We start from the raw sequence: 23,763 nt of genomic DNA, 5'->3' as shown, positions 1-23,763 counted from the left end.
ATTGAAGGAGAATGATAATGATCCGCAAGCGAAAATACAGATATATATCCATAGCAATCATAGTGGCGTTGCTGTCTGAAGCAGCGATTGTGACCTTTCCAAGACTTAACCGGGATTCAGCAGTACAAGAGTCTTCCCAGCAACAAGATGAACAGACGGCTGCAGAGCTCTCTAACCTGAGCGGAGTTGCGGCAGTAAAGATTATGGAAATGAAAAAATCAGGTTCTTCATGGAATGAAATTACGGAGACTCTGAAGCAGCAGCTTCCGGCGAACAATACGGAAGACAAGCAGGGGCGTTCAAATCTGCTTCATGAGGCTGGTCTGGGTGAGGAATTACTTAAGGAGCTTCGTCAGAAAGGCTTCCAGGATGACGAGATCATGGAAGCTAAAATGCTCACGGAGAGAACTATGCAGCAGTTAAAAGAAGTTGTCAGCAGTGCAGCATCAATTGTGGAAAAGCCGGAAGCATCCTCAGAACTCTCCGGCTCGGCTGAGGAGGATGTAGAGTCTGCGTACGTAACAATTAACGAGCAATTTAATGAGGGAGAGGCGGTTACGCTCCTGCTTACCTTGCAACAGGAGTTCGGTTCCATGGAGGCTGTAATGAATGAATATATACTGTCTCTTCAGATTGGGCTGAATCTCAAGGACTACATTACTGATCCCAAACAGTATCAGGAAAATAAAGAACAACAAACCATTACTCTAAAAGAGAGTGAGATTGTAACGCTGGACTCTCTTGAGAAGAGGATGCTGGAGCAATTACAGCGGGGGAAGGCAGCACCCGATCTTGAAGTTGCAGAGAGGAAACCTGACCCCAATAATTTTGTAACCGAAGATAAGGAATCGCTGATTCCGGATATTAACCCGCCTACGGTGCAGGATGTGAGGCCGGAAAATCCGGGTGAAGCGGTCAGACAAGAAATTCAGGCAATGAATCCTAATTACAAATAGAGGAGCTAAGAGGAATGAACAAACGCAAGGTACTTCGGATTTCCGCTTTTATAATCATTCTGGTATTGGTGTTCCAGGCAGGGGTATTAGCCTATGCCAAAGTGGCCGTTACTCCTAAAGCGGAGACTGAAGACAGTCATGGAATGAACGCTGGACCTGTACAGTCTGAAGTGGTCCAGAGTTCATATGATCAGTTCCTGAAAGAATTCAGTGTTCAAGAGACATACCGTAAGCAGATTGAAGAGCTGGTTGCTGGCGGTTATAGCCGTGCTGCGGTATTAACTGCGTATGACTTCTTATACCACAATTTCGGTAATGTGAATGATTGGACCGCAATGCTTGAGGCCAGAAGCGTAGGCAAGTCCTGGGAGACACTTTTCACACAATATCGTGAGACACATAAAGAGTTTATCCCCAGATCCTTCGAATCAGAAGAACTTGAGCTACTAATGCAGGTGCAAGGAGCAACCTCTGACGATATTATGATCGCGGACAGGATATCTTTCGTAACCGGCAAGCTGTTTGGAGATTTATTGAATGAGAAGCTGAAAAGTGGTAAATGGAGCAGTGTTTTTGAACGGGAGAAGGTATTGTACAGCGGAAATCCATTTCCGAGGGTTCAGATAACAGAGGAAGAAGTTCGTAAATATACTGGGGATGGTAAGCTTTCCGAGCAGCAGGTTACACATGCTTTTGTACTGGCACAGAAGCTTGGAGAGTCTGCCAAAGTTGTTGTTACTAGAGTTGCGCAAGGCTTTTCAGATGAAATGATCATGGCCCAGACCTATACGGAAAAGTACGGGCAATAACTAACAGGCAGACGGGGGTAGCTTTGTGAAGAAAGCATGTATCCGAATATCATTGGCTTCTTTTATCTTGATGATGTTTTTCTTACCGGCAGCAAGTGCCGAGACCTTACAGGATCAATTGAACAATCTGGTAGGTCCCAAACAAAAGTACAATACTATGCTCTCACCGGCATATTTAAGAACCAATGAAACGATTGACGAAATTAGTCCTCAGAGTGGTTCACTTACCATTACTCAGACAGATTATGTCCTGCCTGGCAAGAACGGACTAGATCTTGAATTCAAACGAATTTATAAGAATGAAACAGCGAATGTGCAAGAGATGGAAGTGAATTATGTAGACGGAGCCTGGGTAGACAGAGCCTTCTCTTATGCCAAAACCTCCTCCTTCTATGAGGATAGATATAACCTCGGCATGGGTATGCGCTTCTCCTTCCCGAATATTGAAGTGAAGGTGAATTCGGACGGCTCCAGCCATAAGTTTTTGCATACAGACAGCGGAGATGTATACCGTCTTAAGCCTGCGAATCTGGACGGAGCCTATGTATTTTTGCCGGAGGGCCAGACTGTGAAAGATGTGGTAGTCCGTGAGACTGCCGCTTATCAGAATGGACAAGCAGACGGAACCTCCAAGTATGTAATGACAGGAAAGGATGGGAAGAATACCTATTTCGCCGAAGACGGCCGGATCTTGGGAATCGTGGACCGGTATGGCAACACTATTAATTTTCAGTATGAGTCCTTGAGTTATTATATGGATGGTCATTCCATCAACAAAAAACTGATCTCCAAAATTACGGATTCAGTGGGCCGCGATACCACGATTGAATACAAGGAGGATTTCAATTACACAGTAGGCCCGATTAGCATTGATTCTCCTGTAAATGCGAACAACTATTATAACGCATCGCAAAGCCCCAATAATACGGATTCCGGAGATCTAAAGGGTAAGTTCCAAGTGATTGTTCATCTTCCGGGCGATAAAAGTATTGTGTATGACAAGTCAGCGGCGCTCGTTAATGATTCCAAGCATGTCATACGAACCCGGCTGCAAAGGGTATATGACACGGATGCGAAACCGAAATTCATGTTCTGGTATGAGCAGCCTGATCTGGGCTTCACCTACTTCAATAAAGATAAATATTCTGCGTATTCCCGTTACGAGAATCTTGTACTGGTAGATGAAGTGAAGAGCAATAAGGCGAAGAGCTATGTATATAACACTTACACCAAACGGCTGAATGAAGGCAGTATGCAATACAGAAAGATTTTTGAGAGTAAGGATCTGATCAAGAAAGGGCTCGATCCTGCCAAACCAAACTTTCTGGATAAATTCGTAACCGATACCTATAACAAGCAGACCTACACCTATACCAATGAAGCTGACGGGTACGGCACGGTAGACTATAAGCAGGATGATAAGGCCTATCTTAAAGATACATACCGTTACTACACAACCATTACAGATGTTAACGGCAGCACTGTCAAATATACATACAACGGTAATCAGGAAATGATTCTCACTGAGAAGCTGGGAAAGAATCACAAGGAGACCGTTACCAGTGAGCATGATGAGCTGAAGCTGGTCAAGAAACAGGAGACTCTTATCTATCAAGTGGCTGGCGGGCAGGCTACAGGTGAGCCGGTTCATAGCATTGAGAACTACCGTTATGATGAGTACGGCAATATGACCAGTCATACCGGACCGATTGCCGATCGTGACAGCAAAGGTTATCCGGTGAACAATGAACACACCGAACTATTTACCTATGATATTAATAAATATCATATTCTGACCCAGAAGACCTGGAAGCTCAACCCCAATACAACGGCTCAGACCAATTATGAGCTGGATAGTAAAGGTAACGTAATCAAAGAGAGCAAAGCCACAAATGATCCGGCGAATCCCTGGTTAATCACAGATTACGCCTATGATTCCTATGGCAATCTAATCCGTAAAACGGCCCATGACCGTTCACAGGATTTCACCACTCACTATGAATATGGCATCGACGCCAATGGCACTAATACCAAAGGGGCTTACCTGACCAAACAATATCAGCAGGCGGATGGTAAGACTTATGCCAAAACCTACGCCTATGATATGCAGACCGGCAATATAGTCAGCGAGATCGATGCGAATGGAAACAAGACATCGTATCAATATGATGCAGTAGGCCGCGTACTGAAGAACATCCGGCCGGATAATAAGGCACTGCAGTACGAATATCAGGAGAGCCCGTATGCCAACTTCAAGATACAGTACACGGATGCGGGAAATTACAAGTATCTGAATGAGTATGATATTGAGGGGAATTTGCTGAACCATAGCATCAATAGCCAAGGTACATGGGAGAGGTTATCCTCCCTGCAATATGATGCTTTTGGCAATCTGACTAAAGAAATGAATAGTAATGGACACAGTACTCGCTATACCTACGACAGCAATCAGCAGATTGTGGAGAAATCCTTCTATGACAATGATAAGGCGCTTAGGGCAGCTGTGAAAATTGATTATCAGATCAATTCTTCTCCCCAGTTTCCTATGCTTATGACGATTACGAATGAAGAAGGCTATGGTAAAAGGTACTACTATGACCTTGAGAGCCAATTGATCAAGCAAGAGGTTACGCCGGATCGTCAGACGTATTACGCCTCAACCTTCACTTATGACTATGTCGGCAACCTCATAACAGACACTGACGAAGGCAAACATACTACACTTTATACTTATGATGCCTTGGGAAGAAAGATTAGCGCCACTGATGCACTGGGTAACACGACAGAATATGGCTATAACGCGATGGAGCAACCGGTCTCCGAGAAAGCTCCCGGCGGGAAAATCACAGAGTGGATCTACGATGGATTGGGTAGAAACACCATTCAAAAAATCTATCAGGCGGGAACTTCGGATTATTTCTATACAAATAGCCAATATGATGCGGTGAATAACAGAATTAAACTTACGCAAGGGCTATATTCAGCAGGAGCTAACAAGGACTCTTCAATAACCTCCTTTTCATATGATTCGCTTAACCAAGTGACAGATCAATATGTCAGCCTGGACGCTGCTAACCGTTCTCACACATCTAACGAGTATGATGCAAACGGGAATAAAACTAAGACTGTAGAATACGCAGATTCAACTGGCGCTAAACAGATTGTACAGAATTATCAATATGATTTTGCCGGAAACATAACGTCAGAGACAGGATCATCCAAAGAAAAAGGGGAGGACGGATCACTTGTAGAAAGAGGGGCCTATCAGACCTTAAACGAATTTGATCTCGAAGGAAACCTTCTGAAGACGAGGCGATTCAATGGTACGGGTTATGATACTGAGGAGAATACGTACAATTATAGAAATCTTAAGGTATCTAGCTCCAAGCCTTTTAATGACAAGGGGCCTAGAATCAGCCGTTATCAATACGACAAGTCCGGCAATCTGATTGCTGAGACGTCAGTAATTGATGGAACAGAGCGGACAACCTCTTATACTTACGACGGATTAGGCTTCGCAACTGGGACAACCGATCCTTTGGGGAATTCAAGCCGTTATCAGTATGATACGATGGGCAATTTGCTAAAAACTGTGGATTCAAGATATTCTGCTCTTGCTATGGAACAGGCTCCTGGCATTGAGAATATATATGATGCAGAGAACCGGTTAATAAAGACTATTGCCTTTGACGGAACCAATCGTGAGGTCATTGCTTACAAGGAATATGATGGTAGGGGCAACCTTATCAAAGATGTCGATGGAGAAGGGTATAATGCTACTCATCCAGAGCAGTCTATAGGTCTGTTATATCAATACAATGTTGTTGATAAGCCTGTTGAAATTATTTCAGCCCAGGCTGCTTATGATAACAAACAGCAGGGCATCGGGAAAATCGGCAAACAGCTTATCTATGATGGTTCTGGTAACGTATTGAGCGAGACGGATGAGCTTGGTCATACTACTTCATATCTCTATGATCTTGGAGGCCGTTTGAAGCAAACAACCTATGCTGACGGCTCACGTACAACGGTTGACTATGATCTTACAGGTAAATGGGTCACTATTAACACGGATAAGTCAGGCCAACAGACCAAAAGCTACAATACTATTTTTGGCTCTCCTTACCTAATAGAATATCCAGACGGTACCTCTGAGTCCTTCCGTTATTCATCGCAAGGCGAATTGCTGGAAAGCACAGACCAGAATGGGAAGTCTATTTACTACGGTTACGATTTAGCGGGTAATCAAATATCCAAAAAAGAATATATTCGTGCGGATCAAACCAATACGTATTACCGGTTTACCCTAATGAAGTATGATGAAGCTGCTAAATTGCTCTCGACAGAAACCTTTCAACTCATTGTCTCTAATAAAAATGGAGCCGTAACTCAGACCAGCATGGGGGATCTTACTCAGCAGATCTATGATAAGGGCGGAAGAGTTATTCAGGTTACAGGACCGTTTGGCAGAGAGAGTAAACAGGATTACGACCGTGCCGGGAATGTGATTACGACTTATCAAAAGAGTAGCGATAATAACTATGATATTACACGGAACAGCTATGACTCCAGATCACGCCTTACCAAAAGTGCTTTACTGGTTAAGACTGCAGATATCAGTGCAGGTTTTTTACCGGGAGCTATTTTTGACAATGAATATGTGGACCGTCTGGAGGCAGCAACAACCTATACCTATTCTAAGAATGATCAATTGTTAAGCCAGAGCGATGCTAAGGGGAACACAACTTCATTTGAATATAATTATAATAAGCAGCTATTGAAGAAGACCGATGCTATGAAAGGTTCAACGCTGTATCAATATGATGCTGCGGGCAATGTACTAACCGAGACCAATTCCATTGGAATGCAAACCCGCTATGAGTATGATGCACTTGATCGTGTGCTGCGTAAAAGTCTGCCCGCTGCAGACGGCGGATTGGCTGTAACACGATACATCTATGACTTAAGTGGTAATCTGATTCGGGAAATCTCACCTAATCAATACAAGAAAGAGCTGGATAGTACCAATCAGGTCTTGAGTATGAAGGGGATGTCGTATACTTATGACAAGATGAACCGCAGACTATCCACAGTATCTCCTGAAGGGACGGTCGTGGAATACCTCGAATATGATGCTAAGGGACAGATGTCCAAAAAAGTGGATGGTCTCAGGTACTCAGGCAATATTGGCTCTTCCAAAGGTATAACCTATTTATATGATGGGCTTGGCCGGCTGATTAAAGAAACCAATGTTCTGGGCGACAGTAAACGGTATGAATATGATGTGCTTGATCATTTGCTGGCTCGAACGGATGAACGGGGCAACACGACTTCATATGAAGTCAATCCTGACGGAACACCTGCTAAAATTATTTATGCAGATGGTGGGATTTTCAAGTATACCTTTGATAAGCAGGGCAGAAAGACTTCCGAGACCAATCCGCTTGGAGCAGTAACTACTACCAGCTACACTTCATTTGGCAAAGAAAAGGTTGTAAAAGACCCCTACGGGTATACAGTTGAAAACAAGTATGATCTTAACGGGAATTTGGTGTCGGTAAAAGATCAAGCAGACAGCATAACCCTGTTCAACTATGATGCCGGAAACAGGCTCATCGACAAAAAATCACCGCTCGCACTCGATGAGAGCAGAAACGTGATTTACGCTGTAGAGAGCTTCCATTATGATGCGGCAGGAAATATGACTAAGAAGATTGTATTGGGATCAAAAGAAGATTCTGCTAACCGAGAAACTACTTATATCTATTTCGATAACAATCTGCTTAAAGGCATCATTGACAACAGCGGTGCCAGCTCATCCATGGAGTATGACAAGAATGGTAATCTCATCAAATCAGAAAAGTTAAGAGATTCCGATCTCAAGGATGTGGAGCAGTATGAGTATGATTCCCAGAACCGCATGGTGAAACGGATTGGATGGCTGGATAAGACAACCGTTGAAGGTTATTCAACTTTGCCTAATCTAGCTGATCTACTTGATTCTTCCTATCCGAATAAAATCATGCAGATTACAACTTACAGCTATGACGTGCTTGGCAATAAAATTCAGGAAACAGATCCTAGAGCAAACGGATTCTTGTCCTCTGATTCGGCTAACCGAAAGGCATACACCATAAATTATACCTATGATGCTATGAACCGTGTGGAGAAGGTCATTCGTGCTCTAGGTTCGACAGAGAGTGTAAGACAATACAGCTATGACGCGGCCGGAAATAAAATTTCGGATAAGGATGAGAGGGGATACGTAACCAAGTATGCGTATGATCCAGTTAACCGGATTACTGTAGTTACTGACCCGGAAGGCAACAAATTTACAACAGCATATGATCTGGCAGGGAATAAAATCGCGGATACCAATGCCAAGGGCTACAGTATGTCATACACCTATGACAAATTAAATAGAGTATCTCTTACCATTGACCCATATGGTACAGTGGTCGGCAAGAAGATTTATGATGCGAAGGGCAATATGGTCAAGAGCATTGATGCTAAAGGCTATGCGGCAGGAGAGACGGATGGCTCCCGGTATGGAATTACTTATCATTATGATTTAGGCAATCGTGTGACTGCTGCTATTGATCCGGTATTAGCTAGTAAAAATGGTACAAGTAAATTCACTACTGTTTATCAGTACAATATCTACGGTAACCTTATTCAAAAAACGGATGCGCTTGGTAACTCTATTCGCTATGAATATGATAATGCTGGACGTTTAACTCAGGTTACTGATGCGCTGGGTGTGGAGGTCAGCTATAGCTATGACCGTATGGGCAACAAGCAGTCCATGAAAGACGGAAGAGGTAAAGTTACCCAGTACCGCTATGGATCTTTTGGGGTACTGCAATCCGTCACGGATGCTGGCAATGCAACCATCAGTTACACCTATGATCTGGCACTGAACAAGCAGCGTATGATCGACCGTCAGGGAAATAGTACACTATATTTATATAGTAATCAGAATCTGTTAACTGAGATGAGAGTAGTAGAGACTGGGGACAAAATTAACTTTAGCTATGACGAAGCTGGAAATCGGACTGGCATGAATGATGTGAGTGGAACGTATAGCTACACTTATAATTCCCAGAATCAACTGCTCCAGATTAGTAAAGACAGTAAGGTTCAGATCAAATACACTTACGATGTAATTGGAAATGTAGAATCGGTGACAGACATCTTGGGCTACACCACAACTTACCAGTATGACAAGTCCAGCCGGATGGCCCGTGTTGACTATGATGGTAAAGAAACTGCCTATTCCTATGATAAGAATGGCAACCGTACGATGGTGCAGTATGAAGATGGTCTCAAGGAGGTCTATACGTACGATCTGAACAATCGTCTGCTAACCTTAACAAACAAACGGAACAATGGTTCTGAGATCTCCAGTTACCGTTATACCTATGATGATGCTGGCCGGCAGATTACCAAGACAGATAGTTTTGGATCAACGGCATACAGCTACGACGATGCTGGCCGTATTAAGCAGGTAGAAGCACCGGGAAAGACGACTGTCTATGCCTATGACAGGGCAGGAAATCGGCAGTCTATGCTGGAGACCTATACCTCGCTGCAGCCTAGCAGTTATATCTTCCCGGATACCAAGCAAGCACTTCAGTATAAATTGAAGAAGAGTGAATACCAGTATTCTTCAAGTAATCAGTTGATGAAGCTTGAAGAGCGGATGAGCGATACAACAGGGAAGGAGTTGCTGCTCAAAACTGTAGATTATCTTTTTGATAAGAACGGGAATGAGCTTAGCCAACGGACAGCCTATACCCAGCCTCATACAACAGCAATGCACCAGTCTACCGGGGGAGATACTTACGAGGCACAGACTAAAGAAATTAATAGTCTTATCGAAAAAGTAACTCAAGTCTATGACGGGTTCAACCGATTAACGAAAGCTGTCAAGGTGAAGGCGGGAGACCGGACAACTGTAGATTATGTTTATAATGGAGACGGCTTACGAGTAAAGAAAACGGTAAGCAGTGCTAAAGCAGGGAATATAGCAAAGGAAACGAATTATGTATATGACCGTCAGCATGTGATTCTGGAGATGGACGGAGGCAGCAAGCTCAGCGCCCGTTACATCCGGGGTATTAACTATATTGCCAGAATGAATCAAGCTAAGGCATATACTTATTATTTGTTCAATGGACACGGAGATGTTGTGCAGACTGTAACATCTGCAGGAGAAGTGCAGAACCAATATGACTATGATGTCTTTGGTAATCCGGTTTTAAGCATCGAGTCCTATTCGGAATCCATCCGTTATGCAGGAGAGTATTATGATGGGGAGACAGGGCTGTACTACCTTCGGGCACGTTATTACGATCCGTACATCGGGCGTTTCCTGTCAGAAGACAGCTACTGGGGGGAAGACAATAACCCGCTCAGTCTCAATCTCTACACTTATGCCAATAATGATCCGATTCAGTATATCGATCCGACTGGTCACAAAGCAACGGCAAGCTCCATTCAAAGCCAGATCAACCGAAACGACGCTGCTGCGGACCGCCAAGAGCATCTGTTTCTGGCTAAGCAGAAGGCGTCCACACCGCCTCCAAAACAAGAGCCACCAGCACCAACGAAGCCTGCACAGAATTCGAAGAAGTCTGCTTCGTCGGCGCCAGCAAATAATAATAAAGCAACTCCACCAGCCACGGTAACAAAGCCGCCGGCAACATCAAACAGTGGCTCAACTAGTAGCTCACGTCCATCAGCATCTGGAAGTGCAGCGGCGGCTGCAATATCAAAGTTGCAGCAGAAAAATACAGTTTTGGCAGTAGATCTAAAAAAAGCAAAGAAAGAGGAACAAGTTGTCCAGGCAGCTAAAACATCTGTCAAGAAAGATCCTGTACCTGTGAAGTCTTCTGCAAAGAATACTGCCAGCGGATCTGTATTTAATTCAATAAAAAATGGAACGAAGAACTTAGTTGTAAATACCTACAACTTAATGATTGGTGACGATGCCAAACTGGCCTTTGGGAAAGATAAGTCGTTCTTGCAAAGAAGCGCAGGTTCTGCTAACTTGCTCCTCAACGTTGCTACGTTTGGTGAAGCCGCATTTGTTAAATCTAGCGTTAAAGGTGCTATCCAAGTAACAGAAAAAATAGCAGCCAAAATAACAGGAAAAGCTGTCACATCAGCTGTGGTAAAGGATGCAGCAGAAATAGCCGGAAGTAAGGCGATCCAAAAAGCAGCGCAGCAAACTAGTGCAGCAGTAGGGAATCAGACTGTTCAGGAGATGTTGTCGAACAGCCCGAGTGGGCTTTATAGTAAACTGAGAAAACAAGGTATTCCGACCACTCTGACGGATGATGAGGTCAAGGCGGCTAATTCAGCTGGCCTGAAGATGCAGGCTGAGGGAGCTGGTAAAGCAGGTCGCTACTCAGGGGATTTGGTGGTTGTAAATAAACCTGATGCAGCGGCAGATGCATTAGCTGAAAGAATTGGTGGTCAATCCCGCGTTAAGTTCTCCAACGATCCCGCTAGTAGAGAGTTTGATGCTATTAATGACCAATATGTTGGTCAATCTAAACCTGCACTCCATACCGTAAATAAAAGTGTTCGGGACCAAATGAAAGCGACATTCGAGGCTGCTCAGGAAACTGGTAGAAGGGTTTATTACCATTTTGAAGGGCAACCTGCTCAATCGGTAATTGATAAACTGAATGAGTACAGCAGTAGATATGGAATAAAAGTTTTAATTGATACAAAACCTTTGAAGTAGGTGAGGATAATGTATGAATTTCACGGTTGGGCAACAATCCATGAGACAACTACAGAAGCTGATGCAGGCAATTTGGAAATGATTGTAAATAATATACAAAAATTTATTTCAGAGTTAAATTGGAGTGCTGGGCTTCTGGAGGTTTACCCTTCTAATGGTAATTATTATCTTTCTGTGGGCGGCTTCTTGAATCGTAAAACTACCGAGGCAGAGGAAATAATTAAGCTATATCAATTCATCGCAGACCATTCATCAGGTTCTTACGGAGTACTATATACAAGGGACGATGAAGATATTGAAGGGTACGATAATAACTTTAGAGTACTCGTTTTAGCCCGTGGTAATATTCAACTAAAAGAAGATTTATTTTTATCTCCTTTTGTTCCGGTAGTTGAAGATAACGAATAATGTTCCTCTTCATACCTTGATCGGCTTCGTGCCTTTCAAGGTTTTTTCATAGTGAAGTGTGGTTGAAGAACGAAATAATTATTAAATTGATAGCAGATTTAATCCATGTAATAGCTGTAAAAAGATGAATTCCTTTGATTCACCGTGATACCAAAATGGACTGCATCAACTAGTGGTTTCAGGATTATCAGCAGCAGGAAGTGCAGCCGCCGCTGCAATATCAAAGCTGCAGCAGAAAAATACAGTTTTGGCAGTAGATCTAAAAAAAGCAAAGAAAGAGGAACAAGTTGTCCAGGCAGCTAAAACATCTGTCAAGAAAGATCCTGTACCTGTGAAGTCTTCTGCAAAGAATACTGCCAGCGGATCTGTATTTAATTCAATAAAAAATGGAACGAAGAACTTAGTTGTAAATACCTACAACTTAATGATTGGTGACGATGCCAAACTGGCCTTTGGGAAAGATAAGTCGTTCTTGCAAAGAAGCGCAGGTTCTGCTAACTTGCTCCTCAACGTTGCTACGTTTGGTGAAGCCGCATTTGTTAAATCTAGCGTTAAAGGTGCTATCCAAGTAACAGAAAAAATAGCAGCCAAAATAACAGGAAAAGCTGTCACATCAGCTGTGGGAAAGGATGCAGCAGAAATAGCCGGAAGTAAAGCGATCCAAAAAGCAGCGCAGCAAACTAGTGCAGCAGTAGGGAATCAGACTGTTCAGGAGATGTTGTCGAACAGCCCGAGTGGGCTGTATAGTAAACTGAGAAAACAAGGTATTCCAACCACTCTAACGGATGATGAGGTTAAGGCGGCTAATTCAGCTGGCCTGAAGATGCAGGCTGAGGGGTAAGTGAAGCTCTTACAAGAAGTTCTGGGTATTCATCTGGTTCTATAGACCCTGTAAAATTTGATAGGATGAAAAAAGCATTTGAAAAACAAGGAGGGGTTATTGACCAGTCCGAAGAAGCAATAAGATATTTAGATTATCGTGGTGCAGAGGCTGTCACTTGGAATGAGAAGACAATACAATTAAAGCAGAATCCAACGACTTCTGCTGTATTTGAAGAGTTCATTCATACTGCACAATACAGAGCAGGCAAAATACCAGACCAAACACCAAAAACAGTACTTACCGTTACCGTAGAGATTGAAGCCGCTGAAAAGCTCATAAAGTACAGGAAATCTTATGGGATTCCAAATGTTGAAACAAGGGCGACAATTGATAGATTGAGAAAAATGACACAAGAGTTAAATGAACTGGGGAAATGACGAGGTGAGAAAATGTTTTCAATTGAGGTCAAAACAGCGTTCTTTATCAAGGTTGCCAACATAGTTGCCATTGAAGGAAAACCAAATGGAAACCTTGAAGGAGAATTTCTACATGATGAAACCGATAATTCTAAATCCTATTTAGTGAAGGGAGTAGCGTTGGTCAATAAGAATGAATACATTAGTCCTACAGAATCCATGACTATACAATTAGAGCCAGGCGAATATAACGCTGACGATTTAATAGGTAGGAGATTAGTAAGCTGTGATTCACTTCGGTGCCAAGAGGAAAGATAGTTTGTTTGAGGACTCGTAATGCGGAAAGCATCAAATATTTAATAAATAACTCAACTTTCGCAGCACAAATCTCCAAACAAACCCTTGATATAGCTGGGTAAACTAGAGATCCAATCTTGTAGTTGACAAAAAACAGCTGTTTTGTTCTTCTTGGTTTTGGCCTCTGACATTTCGAGAAATAAACTCATGAGTTGCTGAAGCGCGGTCTGGAAGTCCAGATCGCGAACTTCATCTGCAAAGAGGAAAAAGAGTCCTCCCAGTGTCCGGTCATCACTCGATTGACGCCGTTCGTATTCCATTGCCAAATAACGGCTGAACACAATCGTTGTGTGACTGATCAATTGGTCGAAGGAACGGCCTTGAAATTCGGTACCCAGTTTCAAATAGCTTTTGGTGACTTTGAAAAAAGTCTCTATACTCCAGCGCATACCGTAGATTCGTACAATTTCAGCAGCATCCAGCGTTACGTCTGTACTTAAAATCGCCAGCCATTCCCGTTTTTTATTCCGGTTACGGACAAAAACAAGCTTCACGGGCAGATCACAGGTCGTGTGTACGATGACGGAGCCTTTGATGTCTTTTGAATTGGACTTCGGAAGGCTTTGAAAAACTTCACTTAGCGTCATTCGCTTGCCTTGAACCAGATAGCGCTGTTTCATTTCCTTGACCATACCAATCACAGCGAGGCCTTTGCCTGTGAGCTGACGAAGCAGTGGAGCTTGCGTAAACCAGCTATCCATGAGTACGTAATCGGCGGTGAATCCTGCACGTAAAGCCCGTTCCAGCAAGGCAACAACGGCATCCGGCTTCCGAGAAAAGGCCTCCATTCGACGTTTGTACCCGTTGCTGCGTTTCGAGAGATTCGAAGCCATTTCGCACAACCGATTGGCCAGTTTAGCTGAAGACAGCATGGCAAAGTCAAGCGGAGCGAAGCTAAAACCGTCCGACCAGCCCAGGGTTAGCATGGTGTAACCTTTGGTAAATTTGCCCGTGGAATGGTCAAAGACTCGTGCCAGTAACTCTGCTTTTTTGCTCCGGTTTCGGCTCAAAACGGAATCGTCGATGATGAACACTCGTACACGCGTAGATGAAATAAGCGATTCGAAACCCTGCACGGTGCGAAGACTTAAGGTTTGCAAAAAGCGCCGCCACGCAAAAGAAGCTTGATTCAAAAATCGATAGATGACATCTTTGCCGGGAAGATCTGCTCTACGGTCACTTTCCAGAAGTCGAAACCAGTTCTTTCCTTCGAAGACCAAAGAGAAAACGATTTGAAAAACCGCTAGACTCGAAAGACCAAAGGATTTGGAAATGCCTGCGTGCCGTAAGGCTTTCCCGATGTGGAGCGAAGCAAAAAGTTTGGAAAAGCGAGACTGTTCAGACAGGGAATGTTGTTGTACCATAGTGTTACGCACCTTTCTTGTTGGCATGGTTGATTCGACACTTCCATGATACCAAACAAGAAGGTGTTTTTTGTCAATAGAGACCAATATATTGAATCCTTCTTACGCCCTCAACGGTTTATGACAATATTCCAGGTGCGAAAGTTGAGTAAATAATATATATAACCCATTCATTATTAAAAATAAATTCTTCATTTCTATTGCACGTACAAAAATTTTGAATTTAATTCCTAAATAACGTTATATTGTTACATCAAACAGGTCGATTATGGTTAGGTACTGCCGTAATTGATCTGTTTCTCTATCCAAACCACGGTGTATCTGTGGAAATATAGGGACGAAACTTGGAAAATTTATGGACTAATATGGAAACCAGACAATGGTACAGTATGATGATAGCCTTAAAGAAGCCTACACGTATGATTTGAACAATCGCTTGCTAACCTTAATTATCTTTTCGATAAAAATGGCAACGAGCTTAGCCAGTGAACGGCTAACGGGTAAAGAAAACGGTAAGAAGTGCTAAAGCAGGGAATATAGCAAAGGAAATGAATTATGCATATGACCGTCAGCACGTGATTCTTGAGATGGACGGAAGCAGTGGCATGAATTTATTTATCAGGATGCTGGAAAAAAGTATTAAAACCGAAATTAAATATTTTATGGACTTTTCTACAGGTAGGCTGAGAGAAGGTGTAATAGATATAGAAACAAACAAGATTAAGTTTATTGGTCAATGAGGGAGGAATATATGGTGAATAATATTAAAAATTTCGACATTATAACAAATAATTTAAATGACCTTGGTGGTTGGATATTTAAGGAAGTAATCGGAATTGATTATGTTGTGGACTATGATTATGAAGAAAATTGTATAGCTTTATTGATTCTTTCCTTTCATGTTCAAGTTATTAAAACAGGTCAGAGATTTAAATTGAAGATCAAATATTTTAATGTTTCAGAACTTAGTATAAGAAAAATAACAAATCTTTATTTGACTAGAAGTTTAATAGTACATGATAAAAAAGAGTTAGGATGGGAATCAAGTCAAAGATATCATGTTCATGATGATAGTGGGTATGGCGAAAATGATGGTTACAATTTTATTGAATTTTACTGCAGTTCAATAGAAGCTGTCTCACTAGAAGAATTATAAAATTATATAATTTCAAATTCTGATGTATAATAGCATTGCTTAGCTTCTTTGAATTAAGGCATTAATTTTTAAATTAGGTCGTTACTGATCTTGATTAGCTTTTGACCTTGAATGGTTGTAACCATTCAAGGTTTCTTTTATTCTATGTAAATAAAATGAGACTCACCTTCTTTATTACTGAGTTTTTATAGGGGGCGTAGGAAGATCAAATGCATAAACCAGTTGTGAATAATTAGACTGTTTGCAGTAAAATGTAGAAATCCTCACCAATATTAGAATAGGAAAAAATTCAATGGCAAGATTTCAATACAAATCTGTTTATAAATTTTCTAACCTTATGCTTTGCTTTTACTACAGTATTCTCGTCAAATATATAAACTCTTTCACATTCAATATCTCTCCAAACATCGTATCGAGATCGAACTTTTATTAGCATTTGATGTAAGTACAAAACAATATAACGAAATCTTTCATTCGATATGCGTATGATTCGGGAGAGCTTTCAGCGATGTATCAAAAAAAGCCCAATTATGCGAAAAACCAGAGTTAACGAATATCCACATTCTTGTCCGTCGATTTCGAGCACCAACCCCCACATAAGCGAAGACACCAGCCCTGCTTGCGTTAGCGAAAATCCTTTTTTACTGCTTTTCCCAACAGCCTAAATTCATTTCTACAGAACTCAATCAAGCCATCCCGCTTCATCCATGCCAACTCTCTGGAAAGGGCGCTGCGGTCTACGTCAAGATACTCGGCCATGGCTTCTCGATCAAAGGGTATCGTAAAAGCTGCGGTTCCAGCTTCACGCCTAACTCTTGTTAAGTAAGTTAAAACCTTATCCCGAATAGTCGGCATAATCAGACAATCGTTCCGGTCATGCAGTTCTAACGCACGTTCTGCGATACTATCGAAAAGATTGCCAAGTAAGTGTTCGTGTGCCATACATAACTTCGTGCAAGGACTCAATATGTTTTGGATAGGAATAAACAGCACCTCAAGCGGTTCTATGGCCTTTACTGACATCGGGCATCTTCTTCCACGGCTGGCTGCTGTTAGAACAGCGGTATATCCACCCGGATAATGGAGGGATACAATAATTTGTTTTCCCGCGGGGCTCAATTTCGTGCTTTGAGCGAGGCCCTGCAATATGATGCCGACATCATCAACGTAATCGCCCTCACGGACAACCATCTCATCTTTTACATATTCTTTCCGTGTAGCTGACAGACATTTTAGCATTTGGGGAATATCATCAGGGGAAATCCCTGAAAATAAACGTGATTGACATATGGACTCTAAGTTATTCTGAGCGGCTTCGCGTTGCATGTGCAACATCCTTTTTATTTCCACTATACTATATTAATCATACATACACACGAAGTTTAGCCACCTTGTCTAACGTCAGAACGGAGGAAGAGCAATGCAAACGAAAGAAGATTCAATCAAAGCGAGAAACCGGCTGTTAGCCTCCAAGGTTATGAAAAATCTGCAAAGCAGAAAATTTGAGGCCTATTACTGTGACAACGCCATAGAAGCTGCGGAAAAGGCGCTATCCTTAATTCCGGAACAGTCTTCGGTATCTTGGGGCGGTTCAGTCACGCTTGAGGAAATCGGGCTTCTTGACCGGGTACGCCAAAGCAACTATGCAGTCATTGATCGTGATACAGCGCAGACAATGGAGGAACGTTATGACCTCATGCGCCAATCTCTTTTGTGCGACACCTATTTAACCAGCTTCAACGCGGTTAGTGAAGATGGGATACTGGTCAATATCGACAGTGTGGGCAATCGGGCGGCAGCGGTTACTTTTGGACCGAGAAGTGTGGTTGCTGTCGTGGGGATGAATAAGGTGTGCAAGACCGCTGAAGATGCAGTGATCAGAGCCAGAACCTATGCCGCTCCCATTAACGCAAACCGTCTTTCGAGTTCGTCCAGCCCATTTTTACATTCACCGCAAAAAACGCCCTGCCTAATCAATGGTGCTTGTGCAGATTGTAAATCAGAGGATTGTATCTGTTCTTACATCGTCGAAACAAGAATGTGTAAAACAGCGGGAAGAATAAAGGTTATCCTTGTGGGCGAATCATTGGGATTTTGAATAATTATATTAAATGCACATGAATCCTAGTACCTCATCAGATTTAAAATAGTGGAGTAGAATAAATCACCCTTCAAATTACATAATTTCAATAGACGGTTGTTATTTGGGGGCGTTTTGCTTAGCGTAACGGACACAGGGGCTCTTATCCGGGAAGAAAGTCGTCACTAGGGCGATTAGCGGACCGCATGCTCTTCTGTCAATAAAGTGGGCGCCCAATTAAACGACTGTCTGGTAGTAAAGTTGCTCAAAACGCACTGGCGACATGTATCCCAGAGTACTGTTGGAACGCTTACGGTTGTAAAATAACTCTAAATACCAGTACAGCTTTTGGTAGGCCTCTTCCTTGGTTTTAAACTTCGGATGACTGTAGATCAACTCGCGCTTCAGAATGCTGTGGAACGCTTCTATACAAGCATTATCGTAGCAGTTGCCCCTGCGGCTCATACTCGCTTTCATACGATAGGTTTGGAGTTGTTTCCGGTAGTTCTTGGAGGCATACTGAGATCCCCTGTCGGAGTGGTGTATAAGGCCCTTCCTAGGCTTTTTCGCCTTGTAGGCCTGCTGGAGGGCGTCCAGAACCAAATCCGTGGTCATCCGGTCACTGAGCTTCCATCCGACAATTTGTTTCGTATACAGATCCAGAATACTCGCCAGATAGAGCTTGCCTTGACGACATGGAATGTACGTAATATCGGCCACCCATTTTTCATTTGGTCTTGTGGCCGAAAAGTCTTGCTGGAGTTCATTGGGCGCGATCGGCAGATCGTGATTCGAGTCCGTGGTCGTAACCCGGTATTTACGGGCCATACACGAGCGTATCCCTTGCTCGCGCATGAAGAGGCCGACGGTACGCTCGGAGACCTTCCAGCCTTCCTTTTGGAGTTCCCGATGAATCCTCGGGCTGCCGTAGGTGCCCCCTGAATCCTGATGATGCCACCGAATACGCTGAATCAGCTTCTCTTTTCGCTCGAGGCGTACCGGCGGCTCTGCCGCACGCCATTTGTAGTACCCGCTCCGGGATACCTTTAGGACCTTGCACATCTTCTCCAATCGAAAATCCGAGCGGTGATCTTCGATGAACTGGAACCTTAGTTCTTTTCTTTGCTGAAGATGTGCAGCGCCTTTTTTAGAATGGCCAGCTCTTCTTTCAGATCCTCGATTTCACGTTCTTTGCGGCGATTCTCCGCTTCGGCATCCTTAAGCGTCTGTTCGATCTGACGCATTTTCTCCGGGTGGTGAATGGCTTCCTGGTCGAATTGGCGGTACTGAGAGATCCATTGATGAATCGTACTCTTGGGAATATTCAGCTCCTCACAGATATCCCCAATGCTCTTGGTCTGCTCTTGCACATATTTCACCGTCTGCTTCTTGAATTCTTCATTGTATCGTTGACGTCGTTCCCCCACATTAGACACCTTCCTTCATTAAGGTTATTATCCAGTGTCTCTTAACGTGGCGTCCACCTTTTATTCTAATTGCAGCAAGGACCTTATTCCCTGCAATTCAGCTCCAAAACGTCTCGCAGAAAGACGATAAGGTCCACTGAGTCCGTTACGCTGCAAAAGGTGTCGTTCTCGTGGGGATAAGGTCTCTTCGGTCCGTTAGCTTTTTTGGGATGATAGGGTTTCATTACACGAACCCCTGAGTTTGACAAGCTTATCCACCCTTTTAAATCTGACACTGGACTAGGGTCATTTTTCTAACGCACCGTTCGAATGATTTCTCGAATTGGTGTTTTTTTTGTTCTCTTTTTTCACTGATAACGTTTGGGATAAGCCTTGTCACTTCGTTCCGCCTTCTATTTTCGAAAGTTTAAGATTACAATATTAACCGACAGATAAAAAGAGTAGGAGGAGCTTGATGGCAAGATTCCAATGTAAATGTGGTGCTGTGCTTTCAAATTCAGACGCACCTAATGACGTAGAATTGATAGTTTTTACAGATAGAGAATGGGACGATATTATTAATATAGGGGACTTGATTGATCCCGTTACAATACCGTCTCCTCGAAACGATGTTTGGAGATGTAGTGTATGTGAAAGAATTTATGTGTTTGACGGAAATACTGTAGTAAAAACATATGGGGTAGAAAATGTGGAGAATTCTATTAAAAGAACATTAGGGATACTTATGTGAAAATGATTTACCTTCAATCCGTATCAATTGAACTTGGATATTTAAGTTAAGGGGAAGTGGCGGAGGGGAATTTTGGAACTGGAGGAGCGGTAGCGACCGCCTTTGTCACCGGATTTCTACCGCTAAGAGCGTATAAAATCAAGAAATCTGGGGACAACAGCGGCCGGAAGTCCAAAACTTCTCTGGAGTCACGGCCAAACCCTAACCTAAAATCATTAGTTCAATCAATATACTGTAATTGCACAAAAGACAAGGAGAACCCATGAACATTAAAGTACTAATCGTTGAAGATGACCCAATGGTGGCGAAGTTTAACCGGCATTATCTGGAGCAGGTTCCGGGCTTTGAGTATGCGGGCTGGGCGGCGACAGGGGAGGAAGCGAGAACTATGCTGGAGGAGCAGCAGGTAGATCTGGTGCTGCTGGATATTTATATGCCGCGGGTCAGCGGGCTGCAGCTGCTCTCTGCGCTGCGGGAGCAGGGGAGCAAGGTGGATATCATTGTAATCTCCGCCGCCAGTGACAATGCCAGCATCCGCAAAGCACTGCAGAACGGGGCCGTGGATTATTTGATCAAGCCGTTTGAGTTTGCCCGGTTTCAGGCGGCCTTGTCGGCGTATCGTGAAGATTATAAGCTGATGCACAAGGAGCATCTCAGCCAGGAGCAGCTGGATAAGCTGCTGCGGCATTCGCTCGGGACGGAAGAGGATAAGAACGCTGCCCTGCCGCTGCCCAAGGGACTTGCCGAAGGCACGCTGGAGAGCATCTGGAGCACGATTAACCGGCTGGAGAGCCCGGTGTTCTCCACCGAGGATATTAGCAGCAATGCGCCCATCTCGCGGATCTCGGTCCGCAAATATCTGGCTTTTCTGACGGAGGCAGGTATTCTGGAAATGGAGCTTAGCTACGGGGCGGTAGGCAGGCCGGTGTATATGTATAAGGTGAGACCTGAAGGGTATGAGCTTATCCGTAAATATCTATAAGCAGCTAAGGGCGGGAGGAGCTGGAGCATGGAATTGCATGAAGCACTGAAGAAGGTTAGAAGCAGGGAGGACTTCACAGCATTCCTTGGCCTGCTGGCTAAGGATTACAGCGCGAATCCGGGCGAATGGGAGAATGGCAGTGTGGAGCTGTATCTGGAAGGAGTTCAGTCCTGGGTAGAGGATATGGATGGATATTATGAGAATCTGAAGCGGCCCGCGCCGCAGAATATCGACTGGAGCTTCATCGCAGGCATACTGTATGCCGGAAAAATATACGAATGAGCGGAAGGAGCTAGCCGCATCAATAAAACGGAGTCAAGGTGTCCCGAGGCTGCCCCAGGCGTTCCATGACTCCATATAGCCATCACAGTAGCTGTGAAGGTTAATTAAGCTATTAAGCTATGCCATACATAAGCATACGCAGCATCACTCGAAGGCCCCCTGCAGAGCCAGCGGACTGAACTCGTTAATGATTTTATAGGCTACCAGGTGCGGGTTGTTCATGTCATTGTCATAGATAATCATGTGATGCTTGCCCTTCAAAATAATGTCGAACCGCTGCTTCCGGTCGGCCTGGACGATGGTAATGTAATAGCTGTACTTGTTGTCTGTGCTCACATTGCGGGCGGATTTCATCAGGCGGACGCCGGAGAAATCATCGTAGATTCGCTTAATCGCTTCCGGCTCGGTAAGCACAACGTCCTTCTGTTCACCGGGAACAGAAGACAGGCGGGTAATTTCCAGAGCGGCGATATCTTCCAGTTGGACGGTTCGGGTAACTACTCTTTTGAATGAAGTATAGCGGCTCGCGGTGTAGCTCATCAGGGAGACACCGGCTGCTGCCAGAACAGCACCGGCCAGCCAATATTTTTCGCTTTTTTCCATAGTTTCTGCTCCTCCTAGTGATACGGTTGTATAAGCTCCAATTATAAATCTATAAACACATTCAAGCAAATTCACTACCTTTATTTACTTTATCATTTCTTTAATTACTAAATATTCTTGTCAGGGCTCCTTCAGGTTATGATGATTGTGAAAATATGCACAATTACAATTGGAGGAGAACAGAATGAACAGAAAGAGATGGGGAAGTCTGCTGGGCAAGGGGCTGCTGCTGGCAAGTCTGGTGGTATTGCCTGCATGTAACAGCACCAAAGGGGAGTCTACGGACATTGTTATTATCGGCGGCGGCGGTGCGGGAATGACTGCTGCCATTGAAGCGCATAATCAGGGAGCCAAAGTGATATTGATCGAAAAAATGCCTATGCTTGGAGGCAACACCGTCCGTGCAGAAGGCGGATTGAATGCGGCAGGAACACCTTATCAGGCAGCGGCTGGCATTACAGACAGTCCGGAGCTGCATTTCGAGGATACCATGAAGGGCGGCAAGAATCTCAATAACCCGGATCTGGTCAGAACGCTTACGAACGGCGCGGCGGCTTCGGTGGAGTGGTTGAAGGAAAATGGAGCCGAGCTGTCTGAGGTGGGACGCGCAGGCGGGGCAAGCGTGAACCGGATTCACCGTCCGGCAGGCGGAGAAGCGGCAGGGAATTTCATCGTAGTCGCGCTGAAGAAGAAGCTGGAGGAGTACAAAATTGATGTGCGTCTGCGGACGACTGCCGATGAGATCGTCAAGAATAAGGACGGCGTGGTTACCGGAGTGAAGGTGACGGATAAGGATGGCAAGCAGTACACGATCAGTGCGAATTCCGTTATTCTGGCGGCCGGCGGTTTTGGAGCCAATATGGACATGATCAAGGGGTACCAGCCGAAGCTGGAAGGGTTCTCCACCACTAACCATCCGGGCGCAACCGGCGATGGTACAACGATGGCAGAGAAGATCGGTGCCAAGCTGGTAGACATGAAGGAGATTCAGATTCATCCGACCACCATTCCGAATCAAGGCGTGCTGATCACGGAAGGGGTACGCGGAGACGGTGCGATTCTGGTCAATAGCGAAGGCAAGCGATTCACGAATGAACTGCTGACCCGCGATGTCGTGTCCCAGAATATTCTGGCCCAATCCGGTAAAGTAGCTTACCTGATCTTCAATGATGAGCTGCGTGCGAACCTGAAGGCAACTGAGGTTTACTTTGGAATGGATCTAGTCAAAGAAGCGGCAACACCTGAAGAATTGGCGGCACAGATTGGTGTAGACGGCAAAGCACTGGCAGATACACTGAATACGTATAATGGCTTCGTTGCTTCCGGTAAGGATACAGAGTTTGAACGGCCGGATCTTAAGCTGTCTTTTGAAAAGGGTAAGTATTATGCAATTCAGGTAACACCAGGAATCCACCATACTATGGGCGGAGTAGCGATTAACACTCAGGCTCAGGTGCTGGATACCAAGGGTCAGGTCATTGCCGGGCTGTATGCTGCGGGCGAAGTAACCGGCGGGGTACACGGCGCTAACCGTCTGGGCGGGAATGCACTGGCAGACATCACTACCTTTGGGCGGATTGCAGCAGATGAAGCTGTGAAGGCACTTAAGAAATAGG

At 44.1% G+C, this 23,763-nt stretch carries 18 protein-coding genes; 13 read left to right on the top strand and 5 right to left on the bottom strand.

What is annotated here, in order from left to right:
* The first annotated feature begins 17 nt into the window (after window positions 1-17).
* From MKX42_RS25295 to MKX42_RS25265, 7 genes are all read left to right on the top strand, one after another.
* A complete protein-coding gene (locus MKX42_RS25295; protein WP_340755530.1) occupies window positions 18-956 on the top strand; it encodes a hypothetical protein in 939 nt (312 codons plus the stop codon).
* 14 nt (window positions 957-970) lie between these two features.
* Window positions 971-1,765: a hypothetical protein gene (locus tag MKX42_RS25290; protein ID WP_340755528.1), complete on the top strand. Its 795-nt coding sequence runs from the start codon at window positions 971-973 to the stop codon at window positions 1,763-1,765.
* A 25-nt stretch (window positions 1,766-1,790) separates the two neighbouring features.
* Window positions 1,791-11,519, top strand: a complete 9,729-nt coding sequence (locus MKX42_RS25285; protein ID WP_340755526.1) for an RHS repeat-associated core domain-containing protein — start codon at window positions 1,791-1,793, stop codon at window positions 11,517-11,519.
* 9 nt (window positions 11,520-11,528) lie between these two features.
* Window positions 11,529-11,927 (top strand): Imm7 family immunity protein, encoded by a 399-nt coding sequence (locus MKX42_RS25280; RefSeq protein WP_340755525.1) that lies wholly within the window; start codon window positions 11,529-11,531, stop codon window positions 11,925-11,927.
* Window positions 11,928-12,099: 172 nt separating this feature from the next.
* Window positions 12,100-12,768, top strand: coding sequence for a hypothetical protein (locus MKX42_RS25275; protein ID WP_340755524.1), 669 nt, complete (start codon window positions 12,100-12,102; stop codon window positions 12,766-12,768).
* A 65-nt stretch (window positions 12,769-12,833) separates the two neighbouring features.
* Window positions 12,834-13,187, top strand: a complete 354-nt coding sequence (locus MKX42_RS25270; RefSeq protein ID WP_340755521.1) for a hypothetical protein — start codon at window positions 12,834-12,836, stop codon at window positions 13,185-13,187.
* Window positions 13,188-13,199: 12 nt separating this feature from the next.
* On the top strand, window positions 13,200-13,484 hold the full coding sequence (locus MKX42_RS25265) for a hypothetical protein (protein ID WP_340755518.1): 285 nt from the start codon (window positions 13,200-13,202) through the stop codon (window positions 13,482-13,484).
* A 50-nt stretch (window positions 13,485-13,534) separates the two neighbouring features.
* Here the strand turns inward: MKX42_RS25265 and MKX42_RS25260 are convergent, their stop codons facing one another.
* The gene (locus tag MKX42_RS25260; protein WP_340755062.1) at window positions 13,535-14,887 is read right to left on the bottom strand and encodes an IS4 family transposase; all 1,353 of its coding nucleotides are present in this window, start codon (window positions 14,885-14,887) and stop codon (window positions 13,535-13,537) included.
* Window positions 14,888-15,641: 754 nt separating this feature from the next.
* On the opposite strand from MKX42_RS25260, the gene MKX42_RS25255 reads away from it, so the two are divergent.
* Complete coding sequence (locus MKX42_RS25255; RefSeq protein WP_340755516.1) at window positions 15,642-16,043, top strand: hypothetical protein; 402 nt, start codon at window positions 15,642-15,644, stop codon at window positions 16,041-16,043.
* Between the two features lie 624 nt (window positions 16,044-16,667).
* Here MKX42_RS25255 and MKX42_RS25250 read toward each other — a convergent pair.
* Window positions 16,668-17,369, bottom strand: coding sequence for a Crp/Fnr family transcriptional regulator (locus tag MKX42_RS25250; protein WP_340755514.1), 702 nt, complete (start codon window positions 17,367-17,369; stop codon window positions 16,668-16,670).
* Between the two features lie 94 nt (window positions 17,370-17,463).
* On the opposite strand from MKX42_RS25250, the gene MKX42_RS25245 reads away from it, so the two are divergent.
* Entirely contained in the window at window positions 17,464-18,141 is a 678-nt protein-coding gene (locus MKX42_RS25245; protein ID WP_340755512.1) for a lactate utilization protein, read from the top strand.
* Window positions 18,142-18,360: 219 nt separating this feature from the next.
* On the opposite strand, the gene MKX42_RS25240 is transcribed toward MKX42_RS25245, so the two are convergent.
* Both MKX42_RS25240 and MKX42_RS25235 read right to left on the bottom strand, forming a co-directional pair.
* Window positions 18,361-19,221: an IS3 family transposase gene (locus MKX42_RS25240; protein ID WP_340757806.1), complete on the bottom strand. Its 861-nt coding sequence runs from the start codon at window positions 19,219-19,221 to the stop codon at window positions 18,361-18,363.
* Window positions 19,222-19,232: 11 nt separating this feature from the next.
* Window positions 19,233-19,550, bottom strand: a complete 318-nt coding sequence (locus MKX42_RS25235) for a transposase (RefSeq protein ID WP_340755510.1) — start codon at window positions 19,548-19,550, stop codon at window positions 19,233-19,235.
* 454 nt (window positions 19,551-20,004) lie between these two features.
* On the opposite strand from MKX42_RS25235, the gene MKX42_RS25230 reads away from it, so the two are divergent.
* The 3 genes from MKX42_RS25230 to MKX42_RS25220 all read left to right on the top strand — a co-directional run bounded on the left by MKX42_RS25230 (window position 20,005) and on the right by MKX42_RS25220 (window position 21,544).
* Complete coding sequence (locus tag MKX42_RS25230) at window positions 20,005-20,280, top strand: hypothetical protein (protein WP_340755508.1); 276 nt, start codon at window positions 20,005-20,007, stop codon at window positions 20,278-20,280.
* Window positions 20,281-20,542: 262 nt separating this feature from the next.
* Window positions 20,543-21,262 carry a response regulator gene (locus MKX42_RS25225; protein WP_340755506.1) on the top strand — a complete coding sequence of 240 codons (720 nt, stop codon included), beginning with the start codon at window positions 20,543-20,545 and terminating at the stop codon, window positions 21,260-21,262.
* A gap of 27 nt (window positions 21,263-21,289) precedes the next feature.
* Window positions 21,290-21,544 (top strand): DUF7660 family protein, encoded by a 255-nt coding sequence (locus MKX42_RS25220; RefSeq protein WP_209991468.1) that lies wholly within the window; start codon window positions 21,290-21,292, stop codon window positions 21,542-21,544.
* A 144-nt stretch (window positions 21,545-21,688) separates the two neighbouring features.
* On the opposite strand, the gene MKX42_RS25215 is transcribed toward MKX42_RS25220, so the two are convergent.
* On the bottom strand, window positions 21,689-22,147 hold the full coding sequence (locus MKX42_RS25215; protein WP_340755504.1) for a hypothetical protein: 459 nt from the start codon (window positions 22,145-22,147) through the stop codon (window positions 21,689-21,691).
* 184 nt (window positions 22,148-22,331) lie between these two features.
* Between MKX42_RS25215 and MKX42_RS25210 the strand changes: the two genes are divergently transcribed.
* Window positions 22,332-23,762, top strand: a complete 1,431-nt coding sequence (locus MKX42_RS25210) for a flavocytochrome c (RefSeq protein ID WP_340755503.1) — start codon at window positions 22,332-22,334, stop codon at window positions 23,760-23,762.
* The last annotated feature ends 1 nt before the right edge of the window (window position 23,763 follow it).

This window comes from Paenibacillus sp. FSL R7-0204, assembly GCF_038002225.1.
In the GTDB taxonomy this organism is placed as follows: domain Bacteria; phylum Bacillota; class Bacilli; order Paenibacillales; family Paenibacillaceae; genus Paenibacillus_AQ.
This window is presented reverse-complemented; position numbering and strand designations above follow the sequence as displayed.

Excerpts from the sequence above, each read along its gene's own strand:
- MKX42_RS25260 (WP_340755062.1), bottom strand. The coding sequence starts at position 14,887 with ATGGTACAACAACATTCCCTGTCTGAACAGTCTCGCTTTTCCAAACTT.
- MKX42_RS25250 (WP_340755514.1), bottom strand. The coding sequence starts at position 17,369 with ATGCAACGCGAAGCCGCTCAGAATAACTTAGAGTCCATATGTCAATCA.
- MKX42_RS25215 (WP_340755504.1), bottom strand. The coding sequence starts at position 22,147 with ATGGAAAAAAGCGAAAAATATTGGCTGGCCGGTGCTGTTCTGGCAGCA.
- MKX42_RS25210 (WP_340755503.1), top strand. The coding sequence starts at position 22,332 with ATGAACAGAAAGAGATGGGGAAGTCTGCTGGGCAAGGGGCTGCTGCTG.
- MKX42_RS25265 (WP_340755518.1), top strand. The coding sequence starts at position 13,200 with ATGTTTTCAATTGAGGTCAAAACAGCGTTCTTTATCAAGGTTGCCAAC.
- MKX42_RS25220 (WP_209991468.1), top strand. The coding sequence starts at position 21,290 with ATGGAATTGCATGAAGCACTGAAGAAGGTTAGAAGCAGGGAGGACTTC.
- MKX42_RS25290 (WP_340755528.1), top strand. The coding sequence starts at position 971 with ATGAACAAACGCAAGGTACTTCGGATTTCCGCTTTTATAATCATTCTG.
- MKX42_RS25295 (WP_340755530.1), top strand. The coding sequence starts at position 18 with ATGATCCGCAAGCGAAAATACAGATATATATCCATAGCAATCATAGTG.
- MKX42_RS25225 (WP_340755506.1), top strand. The coding sequence starts at position 20,543 with ATGAACATTAAAGTACTAATCGTTGAAGATGACCCAATGGTGGCGAAG.
- MKX42_RS25245 (WP_340755512.1), top strand. The coding sequence starts at position 17,464 with ATGCAAACGAAAGAAGATTCAATCAAAGCGAGAAACCGGCTGTTAGCC.
- MKX42_RS25280 (WP_340755525.1), top strand. The coding sequence starts at position 11,529 with ATGTATGAATTTCACGGTTGGGCAACAATCCATGAGACAACTACAGAA.
- MKX42_RS25270 (WP_340755521.1), top strand. The coding sequence starts at position 12,834 with ATGAAAAAAGCATTTGAAAAACAAGGAGGGGTTATTGACCAGTCCGAA.
- MKX42_RS25230 (WP_340755508.1), top strand. The coding sequence starts at position 20,005 with ATGGCAAGATTCCAATGTAAATGTGGTGCTGTGCTTTCAAATTCAGAC.